The organism is Actinomadura citrea, from assembly GCF_013409045.1.
Classification (GTDB): domain Bacteria; phylum Actinomycetota; class Actinomycetes; order Streptosporangiales; family Streptosporangiaceae; genus Spirillospora; species Spirillospora citrea.
The window spans coordinates 2,247,099-2,269,657 of sequence record NZ_JACCBT010000001.1 but is presented as its reverse complement, the minus strand read 5'-3'; the positions used below and the strand labels follow the sequence as shown (position 1 = coordinate 2,269,657).

23 protein-coding genes are annotated in these 22,559 nt (G+C 71.4%); 5 read left to right on the top strand and 18 right to left on the bottom strand.

Annotated features, from left to right (window positions below; translation table 11 throughout):
* Window positions 1–69: 69 nt before the first annotated feature.
* From BJ999_RS10715 to BJ999_RS10705, 3 genes are all read left to right on the top strand, one after another.
* Window positions 70–246: a DUF6104 family protein gene (locus BJ999_RS10715; protein ID WP_179833161.1), complete on the top strand. Its 177-nt coding sequence runs from the start codon at window positions 70–72 to the stop codon at window positions 244–246.
* 161 nt (window positions 247–407) lie between these two features.
* Window positions 408–1,229, top strand: coding sequence for a DUF4097 family beta strand repeat-containing protein (locus BJ999_RS10710; RefSeq protein ID WP_179833160.1), 822 nt, complete (start codon window positions 408–410; stop codon window positions 1,227–1,229).
* A gap of 4 nt (window positions 1,230–1,233) precedes the next feature.
* On the top strand, window positions 1,234–1,956 hold the full coding sequence (locus tag BJ999_RS10705; RefSeq protein WP_179833159.1) for a PadR family transcriptional regulator: 723 nt from the start codon (window positions 1,234–1,236) through the stop codon (window positions 1,954–1,956).
* 45 nt (window positions 1,957–2,001) lie between these two features.
* Here the strand turns inward: BJ999_RS10705 and BJ999_RS10700 are convergent, their stop codons facing one another.
* From BJ999_RS10700 to BJ999_RS10685, 4 genes are all read right to left on the bottom strand, one after another.
* The gene (locus tag BJ999_RS10700) at window positions 2,002–2,970 is read right to left on the bottom strand and encodes a zinc-binding dehydrogenase (RefSeq protein ID WP_179833158.1); all 969 of its coding nucleotides are present in this window, start codon (window positions 2,968–2,970) and stop codon (window positions 2,002–2,004) included.
* A gap of 77 nt (window positions 2,971–3,047) precedes the next feature.
* A complete protein-coding gene (locus tag BJ999_RS10695; protein WP_179838455.1) occupies window positions 3,048–3,800 on the bottom strand; it encodes an amino acid ABC transporter ATP-binding protein in 753 nt (250 codons plus the stop codon).
* 68 nt (window positions 3,801–3,868) lie between these two features.
* Entirely contained in the window at window positions 3,869–4,780 is a 912-nt protein-coding gene (locus BJ999_RS10690) for an amino acid ABC transporter permease (RefSeq protein ID WP_179833157.1), read from the bottom strand.
* Window positions 4,781–4,784: 4 nt separating this feature from the next.
* Entirely contained in the window at window positions 4,785–5,696 is a 912-nt protein-coding gene (locus BJ999_RS10685; RefSeq protein ID WP_179833156.1) for an ABC transporter substrate-binding protein, read from the bottom strand.
* 357 nt (window positions 5,697–6,053) lie between these two features.
* Between BJ999_RS10685 and BJ999_RS10680 the strand changes: the two genes are divergently transcribed.
* Window positions 6,054–7,244, top strand: coding sequence for an NAD(P)-dependent malic enzyme (locus BJ999_RS10680; protein ID WP_276530299.1), 1,191 nt, complete (start codon window positions 6,054–6,056; stop codon window positions 7,242–7,244).
* On the opposite strand, the gene sodX is transcribed toward BJ999_RS10680, so the two are convergent.
* Entirely contained in the window at window positions 7,192–7,680 is a 489-nt protein-coding gene (gene sodX / locus BJ999_RS10675) for a nickel-type superoxide dismutase maturation protease (protein ID WP_179833155.1), read from the bottom strand. The genes BJ999_RS10680 and sodX overlap by 53 nt on opposite strands.
* Before the next feature lie 183 nt (window positions 7,681–7,863).
* Between sodX and sodN the strand changes: the two genes are divergently transcribed.
* On the top strand, window positions 7,864–8,265 hold the full coding sequence (sodN, locus tag BJ999_RS10670) for a superoxide dismutase, Ni (protein WP_218826240.1): 402 nt from the start codon (window positions 7,864–7,866) through the stop codon (window positions 8,263–8,265).
* A gap of 54 nt (window positions 8,266–8,319) precedes the next feature.
* Here sodN and BJ999_RS10665 read toward each other — a convergent pair whose 3' ends face one another.
* From BJ999_RS10665 to BJ999_RS10605, 13 genes are all read right to left on the bottom strand, one after another.
* On the bottom strand, window positions 8,320–8,679 hold the full coding sequence (locus BJ999_RS10665) for a hypothetical protein (RefSeq protein WP_179833153.1): 360 nt from the start codon (window positions 8,677–8,679) through the stop codon (window positions 8,320–8,322).
* A gap of 39 nt (window positions 8,680–8,718) precedes the next feature.
* Window positions 8,719–9,198 carry a GNAT family N-acetyltransferase gene (locus BJ999_RS10660; RefSeq protein ID WP_179833152.1) on the bottom strand — a complete coding sequence of 160 codons (480 nt, stop codon included), beginning with the start codon at window positions 9,196–9,198 and terminating at the stop codon, window positions 8,719–8,721.
* A gap of 10 nt (window positions 9,199–9,208) precedes the next feature.
* The gene (locus tag BJ999_RS10655) at window positions 9,209–10,444 is read right to left on the bottom strand and encodes an enolase C-terminal domain-like protein (protein ID WP_179833151.1); all 1,236 of its coding nucleotides are present in this window, start codon (window positions 10,442–10,444) and stop codon (window positions 9,209–9,211) included.
* Window positions 10,445–10,461: 17 nt separating this feature from the next.
* The gene (locus BJ999_RS10650) at window positions 10,462–13,536 is read right to left on the bottom strand and encodes a glycoside hydrolase family 38 N-terminal domain-containing protein (RefSeq protein WP_179833150.1); all 3,075 of its coding nucleotides are present in this window, start codon (window positions 13,534–13,536) and stop codon (window positions 10,462–10,464) included.
* 31 nt (window positions 13,537–13,567) lie between these two features.
* Window positions 13,568–14,398, bottom strand: a complete 831-nt coding sequence (locus BJ999_RS10645; protein WP_179833149.1) for a carbohydrate ABC transporter permease — start codon at window positions 14,396–14,398, stop codon at window positions 13,568–13,570.
* Entirely contained in the window at window positions 14,395–15,366 is a 972-nt protein-coding gene (locus BJ999_RS10640) for a carbohydrate ABC transporter permease (RefSeq protein WP_179833148.1), read from the bottom strand. The genes BJ999_RS10645 and BJ999_RS10640 overlap by 4 nt, the downstream gene beginning before the upstream one ends.
* 3 nt (window positions 15,367–15,369) lie before the next feature.
* A complete protein-coding gene (locus tag BJ999_RS10635; protein ID WP_179833147.1) occupies window positions 15,370–16,629 on the bottom strand; it encodes an ABC transporter substrate-binding protein in 1,260 nt (419 codons plus the stop codon).
* Between the two features lie 113 nt (window positions 16,630–16,742).
* Complete coding sequence (locus tag BJ999_RS10630; RefSeq protein WP_179833146.1) at window positions 16,743–17,447, bottom strand: FadR/GntR family transcriptional regulator; 705 nt, start codon at window positions 17,445–17,447, stop codon at window positions 16,743–16,745.
* Window positions 17,448–17,482: 35 nt separating this feature from the next.
* The gene (locus BJ999_RS10625; RefSeq protein ID WP_179833145.1) at window positions 17,483–18,412 is read right to left on the bottom strand and encodes an alpha/beta hydrolase; all 930 of its coding nucleotides are present in this window, start codon (window positions 18,410–18,412) and stop codon (window positions 17,483–17,485) included.
* Window positions 18,413–18,520: 108 nt separating this feature from the next.
* Window positions 18,521–19,720 (bottom strand): DUF4185 domain-containing protein, encoded by a 1,200-nt coding sequence (locus BJ999_RS10620; protein WP_229810484.1) that lies wholly within the window; start codon window positions 19,718–19,720, stop codon window positions 18,521–18,523.
* 187 nt (window positions 19,721–19,907) lie between these two features.
* Window positions 19,908–20,708: an SDR family NAD(P)-dependent oxidoreductase gene (locus BJ999_RS10615; protein WP_179833144.1), complete on the bottom strand. Its 801-nt coding sequence runs from the start codon at window positions 20,706–20,708 to the stop codon at window positions 19,908–19,910.
* The gene (locus BJ999_RS10610; RefSeq protein ID WP_179833143.1) at window positions 20,705–21,745 is read right to left on the bottom strand and encodes a DUF4432 family protein; all 1,041 of its coding nucleotides are present in this window, start codon (window positions 21,743–21,745) and stop codon (window positions 20,705–20,707) included. Before BJ999_RS10610 ends, BJ999_RS10615 begins: the two co-directional genes overlap by 4 nt.
* The gene (locus tag BJ999_RS10605) at window positions 21,745–22,512 is read right to left on the bottom strand and encodes a phytanoyl-CoA dioxygenase family protein (protein ID WP_179833142.1); all 768 of its coding nucleotides are present in this window, start codon (window positions 22,510–22,512) and stop codon (window positions 21,745–21,747) included. Before BJ999_RS10605 ends, BJ999_RS10610 begins: the two co-directional genes overlap by 1 nt.
* Window positions 22,513–22,559 lie beyond the last annotated feature (47 nt).

Genomic DNA, 22,559 nt, shown 5'->3' with positions numbered 1-22,559 from the left:
CGGTACTGATCGACCCGAGGGCTCCGGTGCACCGCGCCGGGGCCCTCGGCGTCCATGGGGAGGGACGCGATGTACTTCACCGACCGCGGCATCGAGGAGCTGGCGGACCGGCGCGGCGCCGAGGAGGTCAGCCTGGAGTGGCTGGCGGGTCGGCTGCGCGAGTTCGTCGACCTGAACCCCGAGTTCGAGACCCCCGTCGACCGCCTCGCGACCTGGCTCGCACGCCTCGACGAGGAGGAGGACTGACCGGTGACCGGAGCGGAGCGCCGGAGGGGTGGAGGGCACCGGTCGGTCTCTCGGGGCATCCGGGGCTCTCCTTCAGACCAAACGCGATATGTCTTGACTTCGGGAGGACGCGACATATCGTGTTAACTGATGGCAGGCCTCTCCACGAAGGGCACATCGTGATGTCGCGCTGGACGATCGACGAACCGACCACCCTCGACTTCGACGGCGTGGTCGCGCTGCGGGTCACGCTGATCGCGGGCAGCGTGTCGGTGCTCGCCTCCGACGAGCGCCCCTCCATCATGATCGGCGGCGTCGAGGGGCCGCCGCTGGTGGTCACGCACGAGGCGGGGATGCTGACCGTCACCCACGAGAAGCTCTGGGAGGGCGTGCTCGGCTGGCTGCGCAACCAGAAGGTCCGCGCGGCGATCACCGTGACCGTCCCGCACGACTGCCCGGTCAGCCTCAACCTGGTGTCGGCGGACGCGGTGGTGACCGGCACGACGGCCCGCACGTCCATCAAGAGCGCCTCGGGCGAGGTGACGCTCGACGGGGTGTCGGGCGCGATCGACGCCAACACCGTCTCCGGCGCGGTCGAGGCGCAGGGCCTGGACGGGACGGTGTCGTTCACGTCCGTCTCCGGCGACCTGACCCTGGCGGGCGCGTCCGTCGAGCGGCTGGCCGCCCGGACGGTCAGCGGCCGCATCGCCGCCGACGTCGACCTGGCCGGGAGCGGCGGCGTCGAGGTGAACACGGTCTCGGGCGAGGTGGCGCTGCGCGTCCCGGCGTCCACGGGCGCGCAGGTGACGCTGAACTCGGCCGCCGGCCGGATCGAGACGTCCTTCCCGTTCGACCGGCAGGAACGCGCCGTCTCGCGCTCCGTCACCGGCAGGATGGGGGACGGCGCGGGGCGGGTCGCGGTCAACACGGTGTCCGGCACGATCGCCCTCCTCGGCCGCGACGACGACGCCCCGGAGATCACCACACCCCGAATGGAGAAGTGACGACGTGAGCCCCGTCTTCGGCCACGGTCGCCTGCGGCTGTACCTGCTCAAGCTGCTGGAGGAGAGCCCGCGGCACGGCTACGAGGTGATCCGGCTCCTGCAGGACCGGTTCCTCGGGGTGTACTCGCCCTCCCCCGGCACGATCTACCCGCGGCTGGCCCGGCTGGAGGCCGAGGGCCTGGTCACCCATGAGGTGGTCAAGGGCAAGAAGGTGTACTCGCTGACCGACAAGGGACGCGAGGAGCTGGAGCGCCGGATGGACGAGCTGGCCGAGCTGGAGGAGGAGATCTCCGCCTCGGCGCAGGAGTTCGCGCGCGGCGTGCAGGAGGACGTCCGCCAGACCGTCCGGACGCTGCGCGAGGAGCTGACGCAGGCCGCCCGGACGATGCGCGACCAGGGCAAGGCCACGTCCAAGGACGCGTGGAAGGAGACCACCGAGCGCCAGAAGGACGAGTGGCGCCGGCAGAAGGAGCACTGGCGGGAGCAGAAGCAGGCGTGGAAGGAGGAGTGGCGGCAGAACTGGGACGACGCCTGGAAGACGGCGACCGGGACCCGCGAGGACGTCGCCCGCCTCAAGCTGGAGCGCCTGCTGCGCGGGTTCGTCGAGGACGTCCGCAAGGCCGCGAAGACGGCCCGCCTGGACGACGACGATCTCGCCGCCGCGCAGGCCCTCCTCGATGAGACCCGCGAGCGGCTGCGGGACGAGATCTTCCGCCGGGAGCCGTGACCGGGCGCCCCGGCCACGGCCTGCCCTCCCGGCGTCACGGCATCGTCACGGGTTGAAGACGATCTTGCCGAAGAGGTCGCCCTCCGCCATCGCGGCGAAGCCCTCCTGCGCCCGGCCGAGCGGCAGCGTCCGGTCGATCCGCGGCCGCACGCCGGTCTTGACCAGGAACCGCGCGAGGCGCTCCAGCTGGTCGCGGGTCCCCATGGTGGAGCCGACGATCTGGAGCTGGAGGAAGAACACGCGGTTCAGCTCGGCGGGCGGCACCTGCCCGCTGGTCGCGCCCGACACCACGACGCGCCCGCCGGGGCGCAGCGACTTCAGCGAGTGCGACCAGGTCGCCTGGCCGACGGTCTCGATCACGGCGTCGACCCGCTCGGGCAGCCGCGCGCCCGGCTCGAAGGCGGCGTCCGCCCCGATCTCCTCGGCGCGCTTGCGCTTGGCCTCGCTGCGGCTGGTCGCGTAGACGCGGTGGCCGGCGGCGGCCGCCAGCGCGATCGCCGCGGTCGCGACGCCCCCGCCGGCGCCCTGCACCAGCACGGACCCGCCGGGCTGGAGCCCGGCCTTGCCGAACAGCATCCGGTACGCGGTGAGCCACGCGGTCGGCAGGCAGGCCGCCTCCTCGAACGTCAGCTCGGCGGGCTTCGGGACGAGGTTGCGGCGCGGCACCGCGACCTTCTCCGCGAGCGTCCCGGGATGGACCTCCGACAGCAGTGACCGCTTGGGGTCGAGGGTCTCGTCGCCGCCGCCCCGGTCCGGGTCGCCGATCACCGAGTGGACGATGACCTCGTTGCCGTCCTCGTCCACCCCGGCCGCGTCGCCGCCGAGGATCATGGGGAGCCGGTCGGCGGACAGGCCGACGCCCTTCAGCGACCACAGGTCGTGGTGGTTGAGCGCGGCGGCCTTCACCGTGACGGTCGTCCAGCCGTCCGGTACCTCGGGATCGGGCCGCTCCCCCAGCGTGAGCCCGTTCAGCGGATGGTCTGCGTCGATCTGTGTGGCCGTGACAGCGAACATGAACGCACACTAACCGCCGGCCGGCGCGGCGAACGGCCCGCCCCCGGCGTGTCGGGGACGGGCCGCGTGCTCCGTCGTCACAGGACCTTGGACAGGAAGTCCTGTGTTCGGGGGTGCTTCGGGTTGGCCAGGACCTCCCGGGGGGTGCCCTCCTCGACCACGACGCCGCCGTCCATGAAGACCAGCGAGTCGCCGACCTCGCGGGCGAAGCCCATCTCGTGGGTGACCACGATCATGGTCATGCCGTCGAGGGCGAGCTGCTTCATGACCTCCAGGACCTCGCCGACGAGCTCGGGGTCCAGCGCGGAGGTCGGCTCGTCGAACAGCATCAGCGCGGGCTCCATGGCGAGGGCCCGCGCGATCGCGACCCGCTGCTGCTGCCCGCCGGACAGCTGCGCCGGGTAGCTGTTCACCTTGTCCTCGAGCCCGACCCGCGTGAGCAGGGCCACGGCCCGCTCCCTGACCTGCGCCTTCGGCTGCCGCTTCACCCGGCAGGGCGCCTCCATGACGTTGTCCAGCGCCGTCATGTGCGGGAACAGGTTGAACCGCTGGAACACCATGCCGATCTCGCGGCGCTGGGCGGCGACCTCCCGGTCGCGCAGTTCGTAGAGCTTGCCGCCCGACTCCCGGTAGCCGACGAGGTGGCCGTTCACCCACAGCCGCCCGGCGTTGATCTTCTCCAGGTGGTTGATGCAGCGCAGGAACGTCGACTTGCCCGAGCCGGACGGGCCGACGACGCACATCACCTCGCCGGGCCGGACCTCCAGGTCGATGCCCTTCAGCACCTCCAGCCGCCCGAACGACTTGTGCACCGCCTCGGCCTTGACCATCAGCCCGCCGCTCGCGGCCGCGGGTTCCGGGGTGCCGGGGGCGTCGCCCACGATGTCCTCGCCTCCGCTCACTGGCCGCCTCCTCCGCCGCGGAAGCGGAGCCGCTGCCTGGCCTCCGCCCCCTTGCTGGTGCCGCGGCTGTAGTGCCGCTCCAGGTAGTACTGCCCGATCATCATGACCGAGGAGATGAGCAGGTACCACAGGCAGGCCATCACCAGCATCGGAACGATCTTGTAGGTGGTGGCGTAGATGGTCTGCGCGGTGAAGGTCAGCTCCGAGTACGGGATGGCCGCGACGAGCGAGGTGTTCTTCAGCATCGAGATCGCCTCGTTGCCCGTCGGCGGGACGATGACGCGCATCGACTGCGGCAGCACGATCCGCCGCATCGTCTGCATGCGGGACATGCCGAGCGCGCTCGCGGCCTCCTGCTGCCCCTCGTCCACCGACAGGATGCCGGCCCGGACGATCTCGGCCATGTAGGCGGCCTCGTTGAGGATCAGCCCGAGCGCCGCCGCGAGCGCGGCGTTGACCAGCTCCTGCGTCTTCCACGTCTCGAACTCGGGGCCGAACGGGATGCCGATCCCGACCGTCGGGAACAACGTGCCGATCGCGCCCCAGATGAGCAGCTGCGTGTAGAGGGGAGTGCCGCGGAAGAACCACAGGTACACCCAGGCCGCGCCGCTCAGCAGGGGGTTGGCCGACAGCCGCATCAGCGCGAGCACGACGCCGAGCACGACGCCGCCGCCCATGGCGGCCAGGGTGAGCCAGACGGTGTTCCGGACGCCCTTGAGCACCGGATCGGAGAACAGGTATTTCCACTGCTCCGGCCAGTCGAGCGCCTTGCTGGTCAGCAGGAAGTGGATGAACATGGCGACCAGCACGAGGACGACCGCCGCCCCGAGCCAGCGGCCCGGATGCCGGACGGGGACGGCCTTGATCGCCTCAGGCCGCCCCTTGCCGGCGTCGTTGTCGACCGTCATGCGATCAGCTCTGCGCTCCGTTGATCTTCGGTTCGGTGATCGCGCCGCTCTCCACGCCGGCATCGGTGAGGATCTTCTTGTAGGTGCCGTCGGCGATCAGCGCCTTCAGGGCGCCCTGGATGGCGTCCTTCAGCTGGCCGGAGTTCTTGCCGACCGCGAAGCCGTAGGGCGCGGTGTCGTACGCCTGGCCGATGATCTCCAGCTTGCCGCCGGTCTTCTTCACCGCGTCGCCGACGATGGGCGAGTCGGCGGCCATGCCGTCGACCTTGCCCGCGACCAGGTCGTTGTTGACCTCGGTCTGCTGCTTGCGGACGACGCTCTTGATGCCCGGCTTGCCCGCGTCGGTGCACTTCTTGCTGCGCGCCGCGAGGTCGTCGACCTGCACCGTGCCCTGCTGGACGCCGATGGACTTGCCGCAGGCGTCGTCGGGGTTGACGCCCTTCGGGTTGCCCTTGAGCACGGCCCAGGTCGTCCCGGCCGAGTAGTAGGTGATGAAGTCGACGGCCTGCTCCCGCTCCTTGGTGTCGGTGAAGGAGGAGACGCCGGTCTCGTACTTGCCGGACTGGACGCCGGGGATGATCGTGTCGAAGCCGGCGTTGCTGTACTGGGTCTTCAGGCCGAGCTTGGCCGCGACCGCGTTGAACAGGTCGACGTCCCAGCCGACGATCTTCTGCGAGGCCGGGTCGACGGACTCGTTGGGCGGGTAGGACGCGTCGGTGCCGACCGCGATCTTCCCGTCGCTCTTGATCGCGGCCGGGACCATCGCCGCGAGCTTGCTGTCCACGCTCGTGTTCGAGGCCGGTGAGCCCGAGTCGCCCGAGTCGTTGCTGTCGCCGCATGCGGACAGCGCGAGCGCGCCCGTCAGTACGAGCGCGCTCGCCGCGACGGCGCGGCGGCGCAGAGAACCGGTGATCACTGGTCCCCCTCCAGGTGGTTTCGTCGGATCCGCGTAGATCCGAAGGTCAGGTGCACAGTTTGGCGCACAACGTCCCTGATCTGGATAAAGGGTGCGAAACAATCACGCAACGAGGCAGCGCCGGATCAGCGCGCCTTCCCGGGGTCTACCTCACGCAATGCGATCGAACCACGACCGTGCGGGCACGGTCACGTGACGGTCACCACCACCCCGGCCTCCGGGCGGCCGGGACCCCCTGTGGCACAATCAGACAACGGGTGACCCCCGTGCGTCGCGAGATCCACCGGGTGACCGGCCACACCAGACCACACCGCGGCGGCATCTCAAGAAAGCCAACTTTCACAGACAGGGGTCGCTGTGGCTGCTGAGCCCATTCCCACCGAACCACCCTCACTGGACGACGATCCGGCCTTTCCGCTGCACCGCGGCGGCAAGCTGGAGATGCGCTCGACCATTCCCGTCCGCAACAAGGACGATCTCTCGCTGGCCTACACGCCGGGTGTCGCCCGCGTGTGCACCGCGATCGCCGACAACCCCGAGCTGGCCTACGACTACACCTGGACCTCCAGGGTCGTCGCCGTCGTGACCGACGGCACCGCCGTGCTCGGCCTCGGCGACATCGGCCCGGTGGCGTCCATGCCGGTCATGGAGGGCAAGTCGCTGCTGTTCAAGGAGTTCGCGGACGTCGACTCCGTGCCGATCGCGCTGAACTGCACGGGCGTGGACGAGATCGTCGACACCGTGATCCGGATGGCGCCGAGCTTCGGCGGCATCAACCTGGAGGACATCAGCGCCCCGCGCTGCTTCGAGATCGAGGACCGGCTGCGCGCCGCGCTCGACATCCCCGTCTTCCACGACGACCAGCACGGCACCGCGATCGTCGCGCTCGCCGCCCTCACCAACGCGGCGCGCTTCGTCGGCAAGCCGCTGTCGGAGCTGCGCGCGGTCGTGGCGGGCGCGGGCGCGTCCGGCATCGCGGTCTCGCAGATCCTGATCGAGGCGGGCATCGGGGACATCGCCCTGTCCGACAGCAAGGGCATCATCCACGAGGGACGCGACGGCCTGAACCCCGTCAAGGAGCGCATCGCCGCGATCACGAACCGCTCGCACCTGAAGGGCTCCACGGAGGAGGCGCTGCGCGGCGCCGACGTGTTCATCGGCCTGTCCGGCAGCACCGTCCACGAGTCGTGCGTCGCCACGATATCGGACAGCGCGATCGTCTTCGCCCTCTCCAACCCGACGCCCGAGGTCCACCCGGAGGTCGCCCGCCGGCACGCCAAGGTCGTCGCGACCGGCCGCAGCGACTTCCCGAACCAGATCAACAATGTGCTGGCGTTCCCCGGCATCTTCCGCGGCGCGCTGGACGTCCGGGCCCACACGATCACCGAGGGGATGAAGCTGGCGGCGGCGAACGCCCTCGCCGGCATCGTCGGCGACGACCTGACCGCCGACTACGTCATCCCCGGCCCGTTCGACGAGCGCGTCGCCCCGGCCGTCACGGCCGCCGTCGCCGCCAAGGCCCGCGAAGAGGGCGTCGCCCGCATCTGACCGCCGCCCGATCGGCGCCGCGGCCCGTGCTCCCGCCCCGGAGCACGGGCCGCATCGGCTTCACCGGCAGCGGCCAGTAGCGGGCGACGACGCGGCCTCTCAGCAGGGCGTCGGGGACGGGGCCGAAGTCCCAGCTGTCGCGGCGGCCCCGGGCGCGCTGGTTGTCGCTCTCCAGCCACCAGCCGTCCGCGGAGCGGTGCGCGACGCGTTTGACGATGAGCAGCCCGCGGTGCTCCGGGTGCTCGGCCACGACCACGTCGCCCGGGGCGGGGCGGGCCCCGGGGCGGACGACGAGCCAGTCCCCCGGGCGCAGGCCCGGGAGCATCGAGTCGCCGGTGACCTCCACGGTCGCCGGCCTGCGCGCCGCCGCGAGCGCGAGCGCCGCCGCGCCGGCGAGGCCCCACAGCAGCGGACGGCGGGGAGTGCGGATCCGCATGGTCCTCCTCGTCGGGCCGCATACTTCGGCGGGCGGCGGTCACAAACACTGCTGGAGAGGTTCCGGGCCGAAAGGCCCGGGTCTTAGGCCGAATTACCGAGTGCCCTGCCCGGACGGGCCCCGGTGCACAAGAGTAATGTCGGTGACCTGAGCATGATCCGCAACGAGGGAAGGGAATCGCAGGTGTTGCTCAAGCTTCTGCGCCCGAAGACCACGGTGTCTGCGCACTGCGATCTGCCGTGCGGCGTCTACGACCCGGCGCAGGCCCGGATCGAGGCCGAGTCCGTGAAGGCGATCATTGAGAAGTACGCCGCCAACGAGGACCCGGAGTTCCGCGCCCGGGCGATCCTGATCAAGGAGCAGCGCTCGCAGCTGGTCAAGGAGCACCTGTGGGTGCTGTGGACCGACTACTTCAAGCCGCCGCACTTCGAGAAGTACCCGCAGCTGCACCAGCTGTTCAACGAGGCCACCAAGCTGGCGGGTGCCTCCGGCACCAAGGGCAGCATGGACGGCAAGGCCGCCGAGGACCTGCTCGCGAAGATCGCTGAGATCGACAAGATCTTCTGGGAGACCAAGCAGGGCTGAGCGCGTCCAGCTCGTCGCGAGGGCCGTCCGTTGCCGGACGGCCCTCGCGGCGTGTCAGGGGGCGATCATCCGGGCGGCGCGGGCCGTCAGGGCGTCCAGCACCTCGGCATGGCGGTCGCCGGTGCTGATCTCCATGGCCAGCGCGCCGCCGGTCGCGGTGAGGGTGAAGGTGAAGAACGAGCAGCAGCCCGTCTCCCGGGCGGCGAGCTCGGCGGCCCGCCCGGCCGCCCGCGGGTCCGGGCGCAGTTCCATCCGCACCCGGCCCGTCCCGGCGGGCCGCACGGCGGTCACCGCCTCGGCGAACAGCGCGTCGAACTCGGCCACCCGCAACGGCCGCTCGGCCGTCGGCAGCGCGCACTCCCGCGGCGCCCATCCATCGTCGTCCGGCCGTCCCGGCACCTGCTGAATCTCCATGGCCCGACGGTAGGTCCGTACCCCGGTACCGGACGCAAGTCAGCCGCCGGACGAGCGCGCGGCCCGGGTGAGGGCGTCGCCGGTGAGGCGGTAGACCGTCCACTCGTCCTGCGGGCGGGCGCCGAGGGCCTTGTAGAACCCGATCGCCGGCTCGTTCCAGTCCAGGACGGACCATTCGACGCGCCCGTAGCCCCGGTCGTCGGCGACGCGGGCCAGCTCGGTGAGCAGCCCCCTGCCGTAGCCGTGGCCGCGGTACTCCGGCTCGACGAACAGGTCCTCCAGGTAGATGCCGTGCGTGCCGTTCCACGTGGAGAACGAGAGGAACCACACGGCGAACCCGACGACCCGGCCGTCGTGCTCGGCGACGTGGGCGAAGACCTTGGGGTCGTCGCCGAACAGCCGGTCCCGCAGCTGGTCCTCGGTCGCCTTCACCTCGTGGAGGGCGCGCTCGTACTCCGCCAGCTCGCGGACCAGCCGCAGGATCTCGGGGACGTCGCCGGTCGTCGCGTAACGAATCACACGTGGCAGGCTAATCGAGCGGCGGCAGTGCGACGTCGGGATCGGCCCACCGGTCGTTGGGGACGAGGGGGTACCAGCCCGGACGGCCGGGGTCGCGGTCGTAGGGGTAGCCGCCGAGCTCCTTGTACAGCTCCGCGTACTCGGCCAGCTTGTCACGGTCCAGGCGAACGCCGAGGCCGGGACCCGACGGCACCGGGATCCTGCCGCCGGAGTACCGCATCGGTCCGCCCTCGATGACGTCGTCGGCGAGGTGGTGATAGTGCGCGTCGGCGGCGTAGGTGAGGTTGGGCAGGACGGCGCCGAGGTGCAGCATGGTGGCGAGCTGGATGCCGAGCTCGCCGGAGGAGTGGACGGCGACGCCGATCTGGAACGTCTCGCACACGCCGGCGGCCTTCACGCACGCCCGGATGCCGCCCCAGAACGTGGTGTCGAGCAGGACGACGTCCGCGCTGCGGCGCAGCACGTTCGCCGCGAGCTGCTCGAAGTTCACGACGACGGTGTTGGTGGCGAGCGGGATGTTGACGCGCTCGCGGACGAGCCGCAGGCCCTCCAGCCCGAGGACGGGGTCCTCCAGGTAGTCGTTGGGCAGGTCCTCGATGGCCTTCCCGAACCGCAGGCCCTCCTCCAGGCTCAGCACGGAGTTCGGGTCGTAGCGGAAGCGGTCGCCGGGGAACGCCTCGGCGAGCGCCTTGTAGCACTCCAGCTCGTGGCTCGGCGGGAACACTCCGCCCTTCAGCTTGTGGACGGTGAACCCGTGCGCGTCCTTGAGCGCGCCGGCGTGCTCGACGAGCTGCTCGGGGGTGCGCACCTCCGGCGAGCCCCCGGCGCCCGGGTAGCGGTAGAACAGGTAGGACGCGAACGGGACGGAGTCGCGGATGCGGCCGCCGAGCAGGTCGTGCACCGGGACGCCGAGGTGCTGCCCGACGAGGTCGAGGCAGGCGAACTCGATGGCGGCGAGCATCTGGGTGCGGTTGTTGTACAGGCTCGCCGTCGGGTTGGCGATCTTGAAGCGGAGCGCCTCCAGCTCGAACGGGTCGTGGCCCTCCAGGTGCGGGGCGAGGGCCTGGAAGGCGGCCTCCGCGCTCTGGCCGCCGCCGCCCATCTCACCGAGCCCGACCAGGCCGTTGTCGGCCTCCACCTCGACGATCGTCCGGACGAAGCGGCCCCAGTGCGCGCCGTTGCTGTGCAGGAGGGGCGCCTCCAGCGGCACGGTGACCGTGGTGGCGCGGATGCCTGTGATCTTCATGTGTCCCCGATCCGTACTCAACGCCGAACCGTGACGGTGGCGACGCCGCAGGCGGGCAGACGCACCGTCATGGTGCCGTCCCGGACGGGCAGTTCCGCCGGGTCACGCTCCAGACCGCCGCTCAGCAGGGCGCCGGTGGCCCCCGGCACGTGCAGGCCCGTCTCCACCGGGCCCGCGGCGAGCGACTGGAGCCGGACGGCCAGCCCGTCCCCGTCGCGGGCGCGCCCGACGGAGGTGACGAGCACGTCCGGGTCGTCCACGCGCAGGAAGGTCCCCGATTCCGCGGCGGGCATGTCGCCGGTGGCGAGGGTGGCGACGAACGGGTCGGTGATCCCGGCGGCCGTGCGGGCGCCGAGCCGGCGGCCCGAGCCCGCCGCGCCGGACGCGAACGCGTACCGGAAGGTGGTCTCGCCCTGCTGCTGGGACGGGAAGTTGGTGTCCCAGATGTTGTTCAGCGCCCACGAGTAGACGGTGCCGTCCTCGATGTCGAGCGTGGGCGGGAACGGCGCGTAGGGCATGTGGATGGAGCCGAACTGGACGAGCGGCGCCTCCAGCGTCGCCCACGCGACGGTCAGCTCGGGGTCCTCGAAGGCGACCCAGTGGCGGATCGGGCGCATGTGCTCAGCCGATCCCGGGACGCTCGGGACGCCGGTGCCGCCGACGCCGCCGGTCAGCTCCCAGGCGTCGGGCGGGCCGTCCACGGCGAACGGGAACGCGAAGAAGACCGCCTCCTTGGCCGCGGTGGGCTGCTTGCCGAGCTGGTAGCGGACGTCCACGCGCGGCACGCCCGCGTACAGGTCGATCGTCGTGCGCAGCCAGTCGACGCCCTTGCCGTGCAGCTCGACGACGAGCCGCTCCCCCGCGGGGGTGCGGCTGCACTCGGTGACCGTCGCGTGGGTGGCGACGGCCCGGTCGCCGAGCATCGTCTTGTCGTGCACGAGCATGTGCCCGGACATGTGGTTGAAGTGGGGCGCGGTCGCGTACCGGTCGTAGACGTACTGCCCGAAGCCCGCGACGGAGTCGGCGTTCACCAGCTCGCGGCCGGCGGTCTTGTCGAAGACCGAGCCGATGTGCCCTTCCCTGAGGTCGTAGACGACCCGGTAGAACTCGTTCTCGATCGTGCCCTCGAAGCCGAGGTCGACCGGCTCCGGCGCGCCCGTCGCGGCCGGGACGACGTCCACGCGGACGTGCCCGTGGCCCGGGACGTCCGGTACCACCGCCTCCAGGTGGCGGCCGATGGGACGGGTGGGCCACTCCTCCGGGTCGACCTCCTCCTCGCGGTGCGGGACGGGTTCGCCGGTGCGGGCGTCCACCAGGGCGACGGGGACGTCGACGGCGACGACGTCGCGGGGCAGGAACGCGCGGGCCACGTCGGTGCGGGCGGCCGTGCCGGGGTTGACGACGAGGAACGAGGCGAGCGCGTCCCGCGCGGCCCCGAACGTCGCGCCGATGCGCCGCGCGCCGGCCTGGAGCAGGTCGAGGGCGTCGTCGTGGGCCTGGTAGCCGACCTGGGACTTGCGGGTCCACTGCAGGCCGCCGGAGTCGCCGCCCTCCTCGGCGTCCTCCCACGGGTTGGCGGCACCCCAGGTGTGCTCGTCGAACAGCGCGGCCCGGTCGTAGGCCTCGTCGATCGCCTCGGACGCGCCGGTGCGCTCGCCGCTGCGCTCGTCGGCGAGCGCGTGCAGCGTCTCGGCGGCCCGCAGGACGTTCTGCGCCCGCCGGACGTACCCGAGCGGCCGGGCGCCGGAGCCGAGGCCGTCGGCCCACCAGTCCGTCCAGTCGCCCTCGTGGGTCTGGAGCCGGTCGCCGTGGTGCTCCTCGACGTAGGCGAAGAAGTCGGCGTTGGTCGCCATCCGCAGCCGCGGGTACGCCCAGGTCTCGTTCCAGCGGTGGGCGATGTCGGCGGGGACGATCGACGGTCCGGCGTTGTCGGCGTGCGCGCCCTGGACGCGCAGGTGGACGGCGTCCAGGAAGTCGGGGTCCTTGGCGGCGCCGACCTGGCCGGGCGCGGCGTACCAGCCGAACGTCCCGGGCCCGTAGGGGTAGGGCCGGTCGGCGAGGGAGCCGAGGTAGCGGGGCAGCAGGTCCTCGGCGAGGTCGTAGCCGTCGACGAGCCCGACGGTGTTGCCCTCCATGTAGGCCATGCCGTGCGGGGTGTCGGTGAACCAGACGATCAGCTCGCCGCCGCCCGGCGAGCGCCACCGGAACGGGCGGGCGAGCCGGTCGCCGCCCGTGATGTACGGGACGGAGCGCCCGGCCCAGTTGTGGGCGGCGGCGAGGTACCGGACGCCGGCCGCGTTGAGGGCGTCCACCGTCCCGACGACGGCGCCCGGGATGTCGGTGTGCATCGCCGACCGGACCTCGATGCCGTGCTCGCGGCGCAGCTGCCCGACGAAGCGGAGCTGCCGGTACAGCTCCTCGGTCGAGCACGCCTCGGTGTGCAGCTGCATCGGGAACGCGGTGACCTCGATGTCGCCCGCGCGGGCCCGCGCGGCGAACTCGGCGACCTGGTCGTCGGGGCGGGTCGCGAGCCACCGCAGCGCGGGCATGGACGACTCGACTGACCAGCGGAACCGCGCGTCGTCGGGCCGCCCGTCGGTCTCCCTCGCCAGGCGCAGCGCCGCGTCGAGGTAGTCGAGGTGGTGCCGCAGCACCGTGCCCTGCGTGTCGGTGTAGCCGATGTCGAGGTGCGAGTGGTGGACGACGAAGACGTTCCACTTGCGCTGCGGGGTGACGTCGAGCGGCGCGGCCCCGACGAGCCCGCCGGAGTCGCGCACCTCCAGGGTGAGGCGGCGGGGGGCGTCCACCTCCGGGACGAGCAGCGTGACCGTCCCGCCCTCCGCCGCCGCGGCGGCGACCTCGGCGTCGCCGTCCTTGAGGGCCACCTCCACCGGGCCCTCACCGGACAGCGTCAGCCGGACGGCCTGGAGGAGCGCGCCGCCCTCGTCCCGCTGGAACAGCGGCAGCACGGCGGCGCGCACCGACAGCCCGCGCACGGCGAGCACCTCGGTCGAGGTGTCCTGGCGCAGCGCGTCGCGGATCCCGTCATAGTCGGGCGAGCCGAGGCTCGCCTGCAGCAGGCGACTCGTCATCGTTATGCGTCAATCTCTCTTCGGGGAGCTTCTAGAACTGGGCGAGGGTGAGGCCGCGGGTGAACAGGCGCTGGGTGGCGAGGAAGATCGCGACGGTCGGCAGGGAGACCACCAGGCCGGCGGCGAGCGCGATCGGTACCGGCGTCCCGGCGTAGACGTCGGTGGTCAGCGCGGACAGCTCGGCCCACACGGGACGGACGGTCGGCGACTGGGAGAGCGTCAGGCCGAACAGCAGGTCGTTCCAGACGAAGGTGAACTCCAGGATGAACACCGCGGCGAGGGCCGCGGCCGACAGCGGCAGGTAGATCCGCCAGAAGATCCGGAAGGTGGACGCGCCGTCCAGCCGCGCCGCCTCGAAGATCGACACGGCGACGTTGCCGAAGAAGTTGCGCATCACCAGCGCGGCCAGCGGCACGTTGATCGCCGAGTAGATGATGATCAGCCCGAGGTGGTCGTCGTACAGCGTCACCTTGCTGTAGCCGACGAACAGCGGCACCAGCAGCATCTGGAACGGCACGATCGTCCCGGCGAAGATGACCACGAACCAGGCGAAGCCGTGCCTGAGCCGCAGGACCACGATCGCGTACCCGGCGAGCGCGCCCATCAGGACGGCCAGCGCGGGCGAGACGACGCTGTACAGCAGGGTGCTGAGCAGCGTGTCGCCGACGGCGGTCCGGTCCCAGGCCTGCGCGATGTTGTCGAACAGGCCGATGGAGGACGGCGGCTTCACCGCGTCCGACGGGTCGTAGTCGCCGGCGGGGCGCAGCGCGTTCGCGACGATCAGGTAGGTGGGGAAGAGCCACACCAGGCCCAGCACCGCCAGTACGGCGCGGCGCACGTGGATCAGTCTCGCTCCGGTCATCGCGGCATCTCCTCCCTGCTCACCTGGCGGCGCAGGTACACGTACGAGGCCAGGCCCGTGATGGTGGTGAGCAGCACCGCGACCGCCGACCCGTAGCCGTACTCGTTGGCGACGAACACGTCCCGGTACATGGTCACGGCGAGGGTCTCGGAGGAGCGTCCGGGCCCGCCCTGCGTCATCACCCACACGATGTCGAAGTTCTTCAGGCCGGCGACGAGCGCGAGCCCGAACACCACGGTGGTGATCGGGCGCATCAGCGGCCAGATGACGTGCCGGAACATCGCCCATCCGGACGCGCCGTCGATGCGGGCGGCCTCGATCGGCCCCTTCGGGATCGACTGGAGGCCGACGACGAACAGCAGCATGTTGACGCCGAGCTGCTGCCACGTCCACACCACGATCATGGCGACGGTGTTGCGGGGGCCGTCCTGCAGGAACGCGGTGTCGCCGCCCGGCATCCCGAACAGGGTCAGGATCTGGTTCGCCATCCCGTCCGGCTGGAGGATGAAGCCCCAGATCACGCCGAGGCCGGCGCCCGACATGGCGTACGGGAGCAGGAACGGCAGCCGGAACCACGCGCCGCGCTTGAGGTCGTAGGACAGGACGGCGACGAGCAGGCCGAGCCCCACCGGCAGGACGACGGTGCCGACGACCCACAGGAGCGTGTTGCGGATCGAGGTGACGAGCGCGTCGTCCTCAAGGAGCCGCCGGTAGTTGTCCAGGCCGGTGAACTCGGGTGAGGCGAGCCCGTCGTAGCTGGTGAGGCTCAGGTACGCCGTCCACAGGAACGGCAGATAGAGCAGGACGGCGACGAACAGCACGGCCGGCGATATGTAGACGTGCCGGAACCGGCCGTGCAGCGCGAACCCCTTGCCGGGGCGGGCGCCGGCCCCCCTGCGGCGCCCGCCGCCCGCGGGGGGCACCACCGTCAGCTTGGGACGGTCGGCGGTGGCCTTGTGCGTGCCCATGGATCAGTGCGACTTCCAGTAGGTCTCGTTGACCTTCTGGATGCTCTTGAGCACGTCCATGTAGGTCTCCGGCTTGTTGAGGAACTTGTCGAAGCCGCTCAGGGCCTCGGTGAGCACGGGCGCCGGCGCCGCCTCGAAGTAGCGCAGGACGAGGCGGTTGCCGCCCGACGCGGCCTCCTTGGTGACCTTGTCCAGCTCGGGGTCGGCGACCTTGACCTTCGGGTTGCCGGACACGTCGCCGCGCGCGTTCGCCCACTTCTCCTGCGCGGCGGGCGTGACCCACCACTTGAGGTACTTGGTGCTGGCGGCCGCGTCGGGGGCCTTGCGCAGCGAGCACAGCGGGCCGCTCTCGAACACCAGCGACCGCTTGGGCAGCGCCGGGTCCACGTTCGGGACGAAGAAGAACCCGTAGTCCTCGCCCTGCTTGAGGCCGCGCTGGGTCATGCTCGTGTTGAACCAGGTGCCGTTGATGACCATGGCCGCGTCGCCGGACTTGAAGTGGTCGGCGGGGTCGGCCTTGTCGCCCGGCTTGCTGAACCACCCGGCGTCGATCATCGACTTCCAGCGCTCCATCGCCTTCACGACGCCGGGGTCGGTGTAGGACGCCTGGCCCTTCGACAGCCGCTCGTACAGGTCGGGGTCGGTGCCGGCGAGGATCTGCTCGAACCAGGCGAAGGAGAACAGCGACGTCGGGGTGGTCTGGTTGAAGGGCACCTGGCCCTTCGACTTCAGCGTCTGCGCCGTCTTCTCCAGCTCCGCCCACGTCGTGGGCGGCTTCAGGTCGTACTTGTCGAAGATCTTCTTGTTGTAGAACATGCCCCAGTAGGCGGTGTTCAGCGGGACGCAGTACTGCTTGCCGCCGACGGTGTAGTACTTCTTCAGGTCCTCGGTGAGGTCGCCGCCGGCGATGGCGTCCTGCCAGATCTTCGTGGTCTCGGCGACCTGGTTCTGCTTGACGATCTCTTCCAGGCGCCCGCCGGTCGTCCAGGTGAACAGGTCGGGCTTGACGTTCGTGCGGAACGAGGTCTTGATGAACGCCGTGTAGGTCGGTTCGTCGGTGTAGCCGACCGGCGTCATGTCCAGGCCGGTCTGCTGCTTGCCGAGCGCGCCCATCTGCTCGAAGAAGGGCTTCCATGCGCCCTTGTCGTTGTAGAGCTTGAGTTCGGACTTGCTCCCGCCCGAGTCGCCGGACCCGCAGCCGGCGGCGAGCAGCAGCGCGCCCACGGTGAGCGCGGTCACCTGGAGTCGTTTGGACGGCACCATGGTGAGCCTCCTTCATCGGGCGGCGATGCCCGATCGGGGTGGTCGAAGGATGGAATCGGAGAAGGGTGAACCGGCCGCGCGGCGCTGGCGCCGGCGGCGGGGGGACGGCCCGCTCAGGCGAGCCGCTGCTCGATCACGTGTTTGACGTCGGCGAGATGGGACCGCATGAGGGACTCGGCGTCCCGCTCCGCGCCGGCCTCGATGGCGGCGAGGATCGCGGTGTGCTCGTCGAAGTCGCGGACGCGGTCGTCGAAGATCCGCTGTATCGCGCGCTGCTCGGAGGCGTGCACCGACAGCAGGGAGTCGATGACCTCGCAGAGTACAGAATTGCCCGCGACGCCGGCGACCTCCCGGTGGAAGGCCATGTTCGCCTTGTGCAGGCGGGTCTCCGCCTCCTGCGCGTCCGAGCCGAGGTCCGCGCCCGCCTGGTCGAGGAGGGCCCGGAGCAGCTCGATGTCGGCGGGCCGCGACCGCCGCGCCGCCCGTCCGGCCAGCGGCGGCTCGATGAGCAGCCGCGCGTCCAGCAGCTGGAGCAGCCGGTCGGCCTCCAGCTCCCGGACGTTGGGGTTGGGGATGACCACGCGTTCGAGGTCGGCGCCCACATAGATGCCCGAGCCGTGCCGGAGCTGGATCGCGCCGGTCGCCTCCAGGCGGCGCAGCGCCTCCCGCAGCGTCGGCGTCGTCACCGCGAAGCGCTGGGACAGCTCCCGCGCGGACGGCAGCCGGTCGCCGGCCTGCAGGCCGCCGGCCCTGATCAGGTCCAGCATGCGCTCCGTGAGGGCGTCCGCCAGGCTCGGCCGGGCCACATCCTGTGACATCGCCACCTCGTTCCCAAAGAAGTAAAGTCATCTAATCACTTAGCGATTGGCGTGTCCACCCTCCCGGAGAGACATCGCCGCAGTACGGCGCGCTCCTCCTCGAACGCGAGCCGCCCCAGCCGCGCCGACATGATGCCGTCGAAACCGTGGCAGGCGCCCGGCACATGGTGCAGCTCCGTGGGAACCCCGGAGACGATCAGCCGGTGCGCGTAGGCGAGCCCCTCGTCCCGCAGCGGGTCGTGCTCGGGGACGAGCACGTAGGCGCGCGGCAGGCCGCTCAGGTCCTCGGCCCGCGCGGGCGCGGCGTAGGCGGGGACGTCCGTCCGCCCGCCGAGGTAGTGGCGCCACATGTGCCGCACGTCGCCGCTGTTGAACAGCGGCGGCTCGGTGAACGTCCGCATCGACGGCGTGGCCATCCGGTCGTCCAGGACGGGGTAGAGGAGCATCTGGAACACCAGCGGCGGCCCGCCCTCGTCCCGCGCCCGCAGCGCCACGGCGGCGGCCAGCGCGCCGCCGGCGCTTCCGCCCCCGACCGCGACCCGTTCCGGGTCGCCACCGAACTCGCCCGCGTGCTCCCAGGCCCACACGGTCGCGGCATGGCAGTCGTCGAACCCGGCCGGAAAGGGGTGCTCGGGCGCGAGCCGGTAGTCGACCGAGACGACCGCGATCCCGTCCTCACCGGCGAATTCCAGACAGCGCTCGTGCTCGTTCTCCAGCCCACCGGTCACGAATCCGCCACCGTGGAAGTACACGAGCACGGGCGCCGGCGTCGCGCGCGGCCGGTAGATCCGCACGGGCACCGAACCGGGAAGGATCCGGTCCTCGACGACCACCCTCTCGTCGCCCACGGGCCGGGCGAGGGCGCGGACCAGGTCGTTCATGGCCGCGCGGGCCCGGACGGGGTCCGCGAGCCCGACGTAGGGCATGCCGTCGAGCGCGGCGGCGAGTTCGGCGTCGAGGGGCATGGTCGGCACCTCCGAAGGGACGGACGGGACGCGCCCCCGGGCGGGAGGTCACCCGGGGGCGCGGGAAGCGGTACCGCCGTGGACGGGACGACGGTGCCGCGGCCTGGACTAGCCGGTGACCGGCAGGTTGATGTAGCGCGCCCGGTAGATCCCGACGTCCCGGTAGTTGTCGTTCGTCGGGCCGTCGGTCGTGTCCATGCTGTTGACGTTGTAGGAGATCACCAGGCTGCCGCTGGACGAGAGCGCCGCGTGCTGGTGGGCGTTGTAGGTGAAGATGTCCGGGTCGCCGTAGGAGCCGAGGGGCCCGGTCTCGGGCGTCTGGTAGACGGTCTGCTCGCCGCTGAACGGCCCGGCCGCCGAGCACGACAGCAGGACGTCGATCTCGCCGCCGAACGCGATGCTCGCGTCCTGGTTGACCATGACGTAGTGCGAGCCGCGCTTGGTGACGCTGAACTCGTTCGACACCCCGCTCATCAGCCGCACCGAGTCCGTCTCCGCCGCAGACCAGCCGCTCGCCGTGCGGTACTGCCAGGCGCCCCGCAGGTCCGTGCCGCTGACCCGCGCGACGCGCAGGTACTTGGTGTTCACCTGCGTCTGGGGGTCGGTGTAGTCCTCGGTGCCGTAGACGTAGGTGTAGCCGCCGTCCCTGAGCAGCGCCGACCCCCACTGAACGCCCGACGCCGAGGGCATCGCCTGGACGGTCGGCGCGGCCAGGTTCCCGCTGGAGAACCGGGCGAGGACGTTGTCCTTGAACTTCATGTCCCACCCGGTGCCGTTGTCAGGGTCGGGGTCGTAGTACTCGCGGTAGAGCTGCTGCACCTCCGACCCGCTCTGGGTGAGGTCGCCCGCCCAGTACCAGTGGGCCGGCTGCGCGGGCGGCATGACCGCCTTGGGGGCGGCGGCCGTCCCGCCGTGCACGGTGGTGAGCCCGCCGCCCGTGCCCTGGACGACGAACGAGTTGTTGATGAACGGCGTCGTCCCGCCCTCCTCGACGACGACCGGCCGCGACCCGTCCGCGTTGACCTTGCCGAGGAAGGTGTCGGAGTAGGCGTAGACGATGCGCCCGTCCGAGAGCTTCAGCGAGTACGTGGTGTCAGCGCCGGTCCAGTCGTCCAGAAGCGTGTTGCTGTTGCCGTAGGACGTGAACTTGCCGTTGAGAGCGGCGTTCTGCGAGGCCGTGCCGAAGGTCGGCGCAGCGTGCCCGGAGCACGTGGGCCCGGCGGCCTCGCGGCCGTGGCCCTTGCCCTTCCCCTTGCCGGGGCCGTGGCCGTGGGTGTCGGCGCCCGCCGGCACGGCGGGCGCCGACACGAGCAGCAGGACGGACGCGAGAACACCGGCGCGGCGGCGCCGACCCCCGCGAACGGGTGAGGGCCGATCGGAAGAGAAGGAGGAGGGGGGGACGGACGCCTGCATGGAAACCTCCGCGAGGTCACGATCACACGCTGCTCGTGCGCCCCACATTTTGAGTCATCAAATGACTTGGTGTCTAGATCTTTCAGGAGATTTCCGGAAGTGCCGCCGGATTGCGGGCCAGCAGGCCGCCGTCCACCCGGTGCTCGGCTCCGGTCACGAACGACGAGCGGGGCCCGGCGAGGAACGCCACGACCTCGGCGACCTCCGCGGCCGCCGCGACCCTCCCGAGCGGGTGCGCACGCCCCCACTCGGCGACCTGCGCGTCCTGCCCCTTCGTCCCGCGGAACAGGTCGGCGGCCCAGCGCAGCATGGGCGTGTCGACCGACCCCGGGCACACCACGTTCGCGCGGATGCCGTCCGCCGCGTGATCCAGCGCCACCGCCCGCGTCAGCGCGTTGATCGCGGCCTTGCTGGCGCTGTAGGCGGCCACCCGGTCCTGCGACACGAACGCCTGCACCGACGACACCGTGACGATCGTCCCGCCGCCCCGGCGCCGCAGTTCGGGCACGGCGGCGCGGCAGGCGAGGAACACGCCCTTGACGTTGACGCCGAGCACCTCGTCCCACAGCTCCTCGGACGTCTCCTCGACCGTCCCGTACCGCTGCACGCCCGCGCACGTCACCAGCACGTCCAGGCCGCCGTGCCGGGACACGGCCTCCCCGACCAGCCCGTCCATCCGCGCGGCGTCGGTCACGTCGGCGACGGCGCCGGCGACCTCCAGTCCCGCACCCCGCAGCTCGTCCTCCGCCCGCCGGACCTCGTCCTCGCCGATGCCGCAGAACACCACGGCGGCGCCGTCGCGCGCGAGCCGCTCCACCACGGCCCGGCCGATCCCCAGCGACCCCCCGGTCACGACGGCGACCTTGCCCTCGAACTCCCTCACGTGCCCTCCTCGATGACCGCCGCTCGCAGCCACAGGCTCCGCCGCGCGTGCGGTTCCAACGTCAGCGCGGTGCCGTTCGCGACGGCGGCGGCCAGCCCGTCCGTCGGATATCCGGCGAACGGCTCCAAGCCCATCACGTACGCGCGGCCCCACCAGGGATGCCCGGTGGTCGCCCCGAACTCCTGCCACAGCCACAGATGCGGCAGGACGTCCACGTCCCAGCGCACCCGCATCCCGAACCCGGCCGGATCGACGACCTCGTAACGCCCCTCCTCCAGCCCGGTGAGGTAGACGATCTCACTGGGCACCCCGGCGCCGGGTACGACATCAAGATCAACGACCCCGCCCCCGTCGGCCGGGACACGCGGCCAGGCATGCGGCCCGCCGCCCCTCACCCGCCGCCCACCGGGGCCGATCGCCGTCTCGTGCGGGACCACCCGGGCACCCGCGCCCAGCCTGATCCGGTGCCCGGGCCGCAGGAAGGGCGCCCCGAAAACGATGTGGTGCCCCCACATCGCCTCCAGCGCCACCCCGGACTCGTTGACCAGCTCTTCCTCGATGACGAGCTCGGCCTCTCCCGCCCTCAGCCGGAGCGTCTTGGCCACCCGCAGCGGCATGCGCCGCCCCCGGACGGTGAGCCGGACGGCGACCTCCCGGGCCTCGTCGACCACGATCTCGGAATCCCACGGCAGCCCGGCCACCTCCCCGTGCTGCGCGAACGCCGCCCCCCGATAAGTGCTGGGCCCGCCCCCGTTGGGCAGGACCTCCTGCCAGCCACCCTCGTAACCGTCGAGGAACAGCGCGACATCGTCGCCCGCGCCCCCCGCCACATCACGGGGATCACGCAATCCATCGGGCGACAGCCACACGAAGTCCATGTCGCGCGGCTTGTAGCAGAACTCGGCGACGTCACCGCCCTTGCCCACCAGGACGGTGACCCGGAGCAGCTCGTTCTCCAGGACCACGGCCTCGACCCCGGCCCAGGTGATCTCGTGGATCCGGGCGCCCCAGTTGCGGGACGGCCGATGCCGCCGCATCAGCTCCAGTTCTCCGCGCCGCCGAACGCGAAGTGCTCCCCCGCCGCGTACCGGGGCCGCGGCTGGTACTCGTTCACGCCCGGGTCGCCGCGCAGCAGCAGCGCGGACGGGAACGGCAGCGGCTCCTCGGTGATCCGCGTCGAGGTCGGGATGTACCGGATGGTCAGCCCGCACCGCCGGTGGGGCGACTCGTTCGCGTTGCTGCCGTGCATGATGTTCGGGTGGTGGACCTCGACGTCGCCGGGTTCGAGGACGAGGTCCACGGCGCGCGACTCGTCCACGCCCACGGCGCTCTCCACCCCGAAGACGGCCTCCGCGTCCTCCCGCTCCCGCACCTCGTGCAGGACCTCCTTGTGGCTCCCGGGAATGACCCGGAGGCACCCGTTCGCCGGCGTCGACCGGTCGATGGCGAGCCACAGCGTCACCACGCGCATCGGTTCGAGCGGCCAGAACGCCCCATCCTGGTGCCACAGCACAGCCTTGCCGGTGAAGGGCGGCTTGGAGATGTAGGCGGACGCGAAAAGGGCGATGTCAGGCCCGATGAACCGCTCGGCGACGTCGAGAAGCCGCTCATCGGAGACCAGCCGCACCCAGAAGGGATCCTTGGCGACCAGCTCGGTGGAGAGCTCCTCGCCGGTCCGGTCGGGATAACGGGCCTCCAACCAGCGGACGTGCGCGTCCGCCTCGGCCACGAGCTCCGGATCCAGCACGTTCCGGAAGATCGCGTACCCGTCCTCGTCGTAACCTCGCAGCGGATCGGCGTGCATGGGCGTCCCTTCTCGATGAAGCGCGACACCCGAAGTCTTAGTCATCA

Bases quoted from the DNA above. Each gene is read 5' to 3' on its own strand.
- BJ999_RS10715 (WP_179833161.1), top strand. From the start codon at position 70: ATGTACTTCACCGACCGCGGCATCGAGGAGCTGGCGGACCGGCGCGGC.
- BJ999_RS10710 (WP_179833160.1), top strand. From the start codon at position 408: ATGTCGCGCTGGACGATCGACGAACCGACCACCCTCGACTTCGACGGC.
- BJ999_RS10700 (WP_179833158.1), bottom strand. From the start codon at position 2,970: ATGTTCGCTGTCACGGCCACACAGATCGACGCAGACCATCCGCTGAAC.
- BJ999_RS10695 (WP_179838455.1), bottom strand. From the start codon at position 3,800: ATGGTCAAGGCCGAGGCGGTGCACAAGTCGTTCGGGCGGCTGGAGGTG.
- BJ999_RS10690 (WP_179833157.1), bottom strand. From the start codon at position 4,780: ATGACGGTCGACAACGACGCCGGCAAGGGGCGGCCTGAGGCGATCAAG.
- sodX (WP_179833155.1), bottom strand. From the start codon at position 7,680: ATGCGGATCCGCACTCCCCGCCGTCCGCTGCTGTGGGGCCTCGCCGGC.
- BJ999_RS10665 (WP_179833153.1), bottom strand. From the start codon at position 8,679: ATGGAGATTCAGCAGGTGCCGGGACGGCCGGACGACGATGGATGGGCG.
- BJ999_RS10655 (WP_179833151.1), bottom strand. From the start codon at position 10,444: ATGAAGATCACAGGCATCCGCGCCACCACGGTCACCGTGCCGCTGGAG.
- BJ999_RS10650 (WP_179833150.1), bottom strand. From the start codon at position 13,536: ATGACGAGTCGCCTGCTGCAGGCGAGCCTCGGCTCGCCCGACTATGAC.
- BJ999_RS10645 (WP_179833149.1), bottom strand. From the start codon at position 14,398: ATGACCGGAGCGAGACTGATCCACGTGCGCCGCGCCGTACTGGCGGTG.
- BJ999_RS10640 (WP_179833148.1), bottom strand. From the start codon at position 15,366: ATGGGCACGCACAAGGCCACCGCCGACCGTCCCAAGCTGACGGTGGTG.
- BJ999_RS10635 (WP_179833147.1), bottom strand. From the start codon at position 16,629: ATGGTGCCGTCCAAACGACTCCAGGTGACCGCGCTCACCGTGGGCGCG.
- BJ999_RS10630 (WP_179833146.1), bottom strand. From the start codon at position 17,447: ATGTCACAGGATGTGGCCCGGCCGAGCCTGGCGGACGCCCTCACGGAG.
- BJ999_RS10625 (WP_179833145.1), bottom strand. From the start codon at position 18,412: ATGCCCCTCGACGCCGAACTCGCCGCCGCGCTCGACGGCATGCCCTAC.
- BJ999_RS10610 (WP_179833143.1), bottom strand. From the start codon at position 21,745: ATGCGGCGGCATCGGCCGTCCCGCAACTGGGGCGCCCGGATCCACGAG.
- BJ999_RS10605 (WP_179833142.1), bottom strand. From the start codon at position 22,512: ATGCACGCCGATCCGCTGCGAGGTTACGACGAGGACGGGTACGCGATC.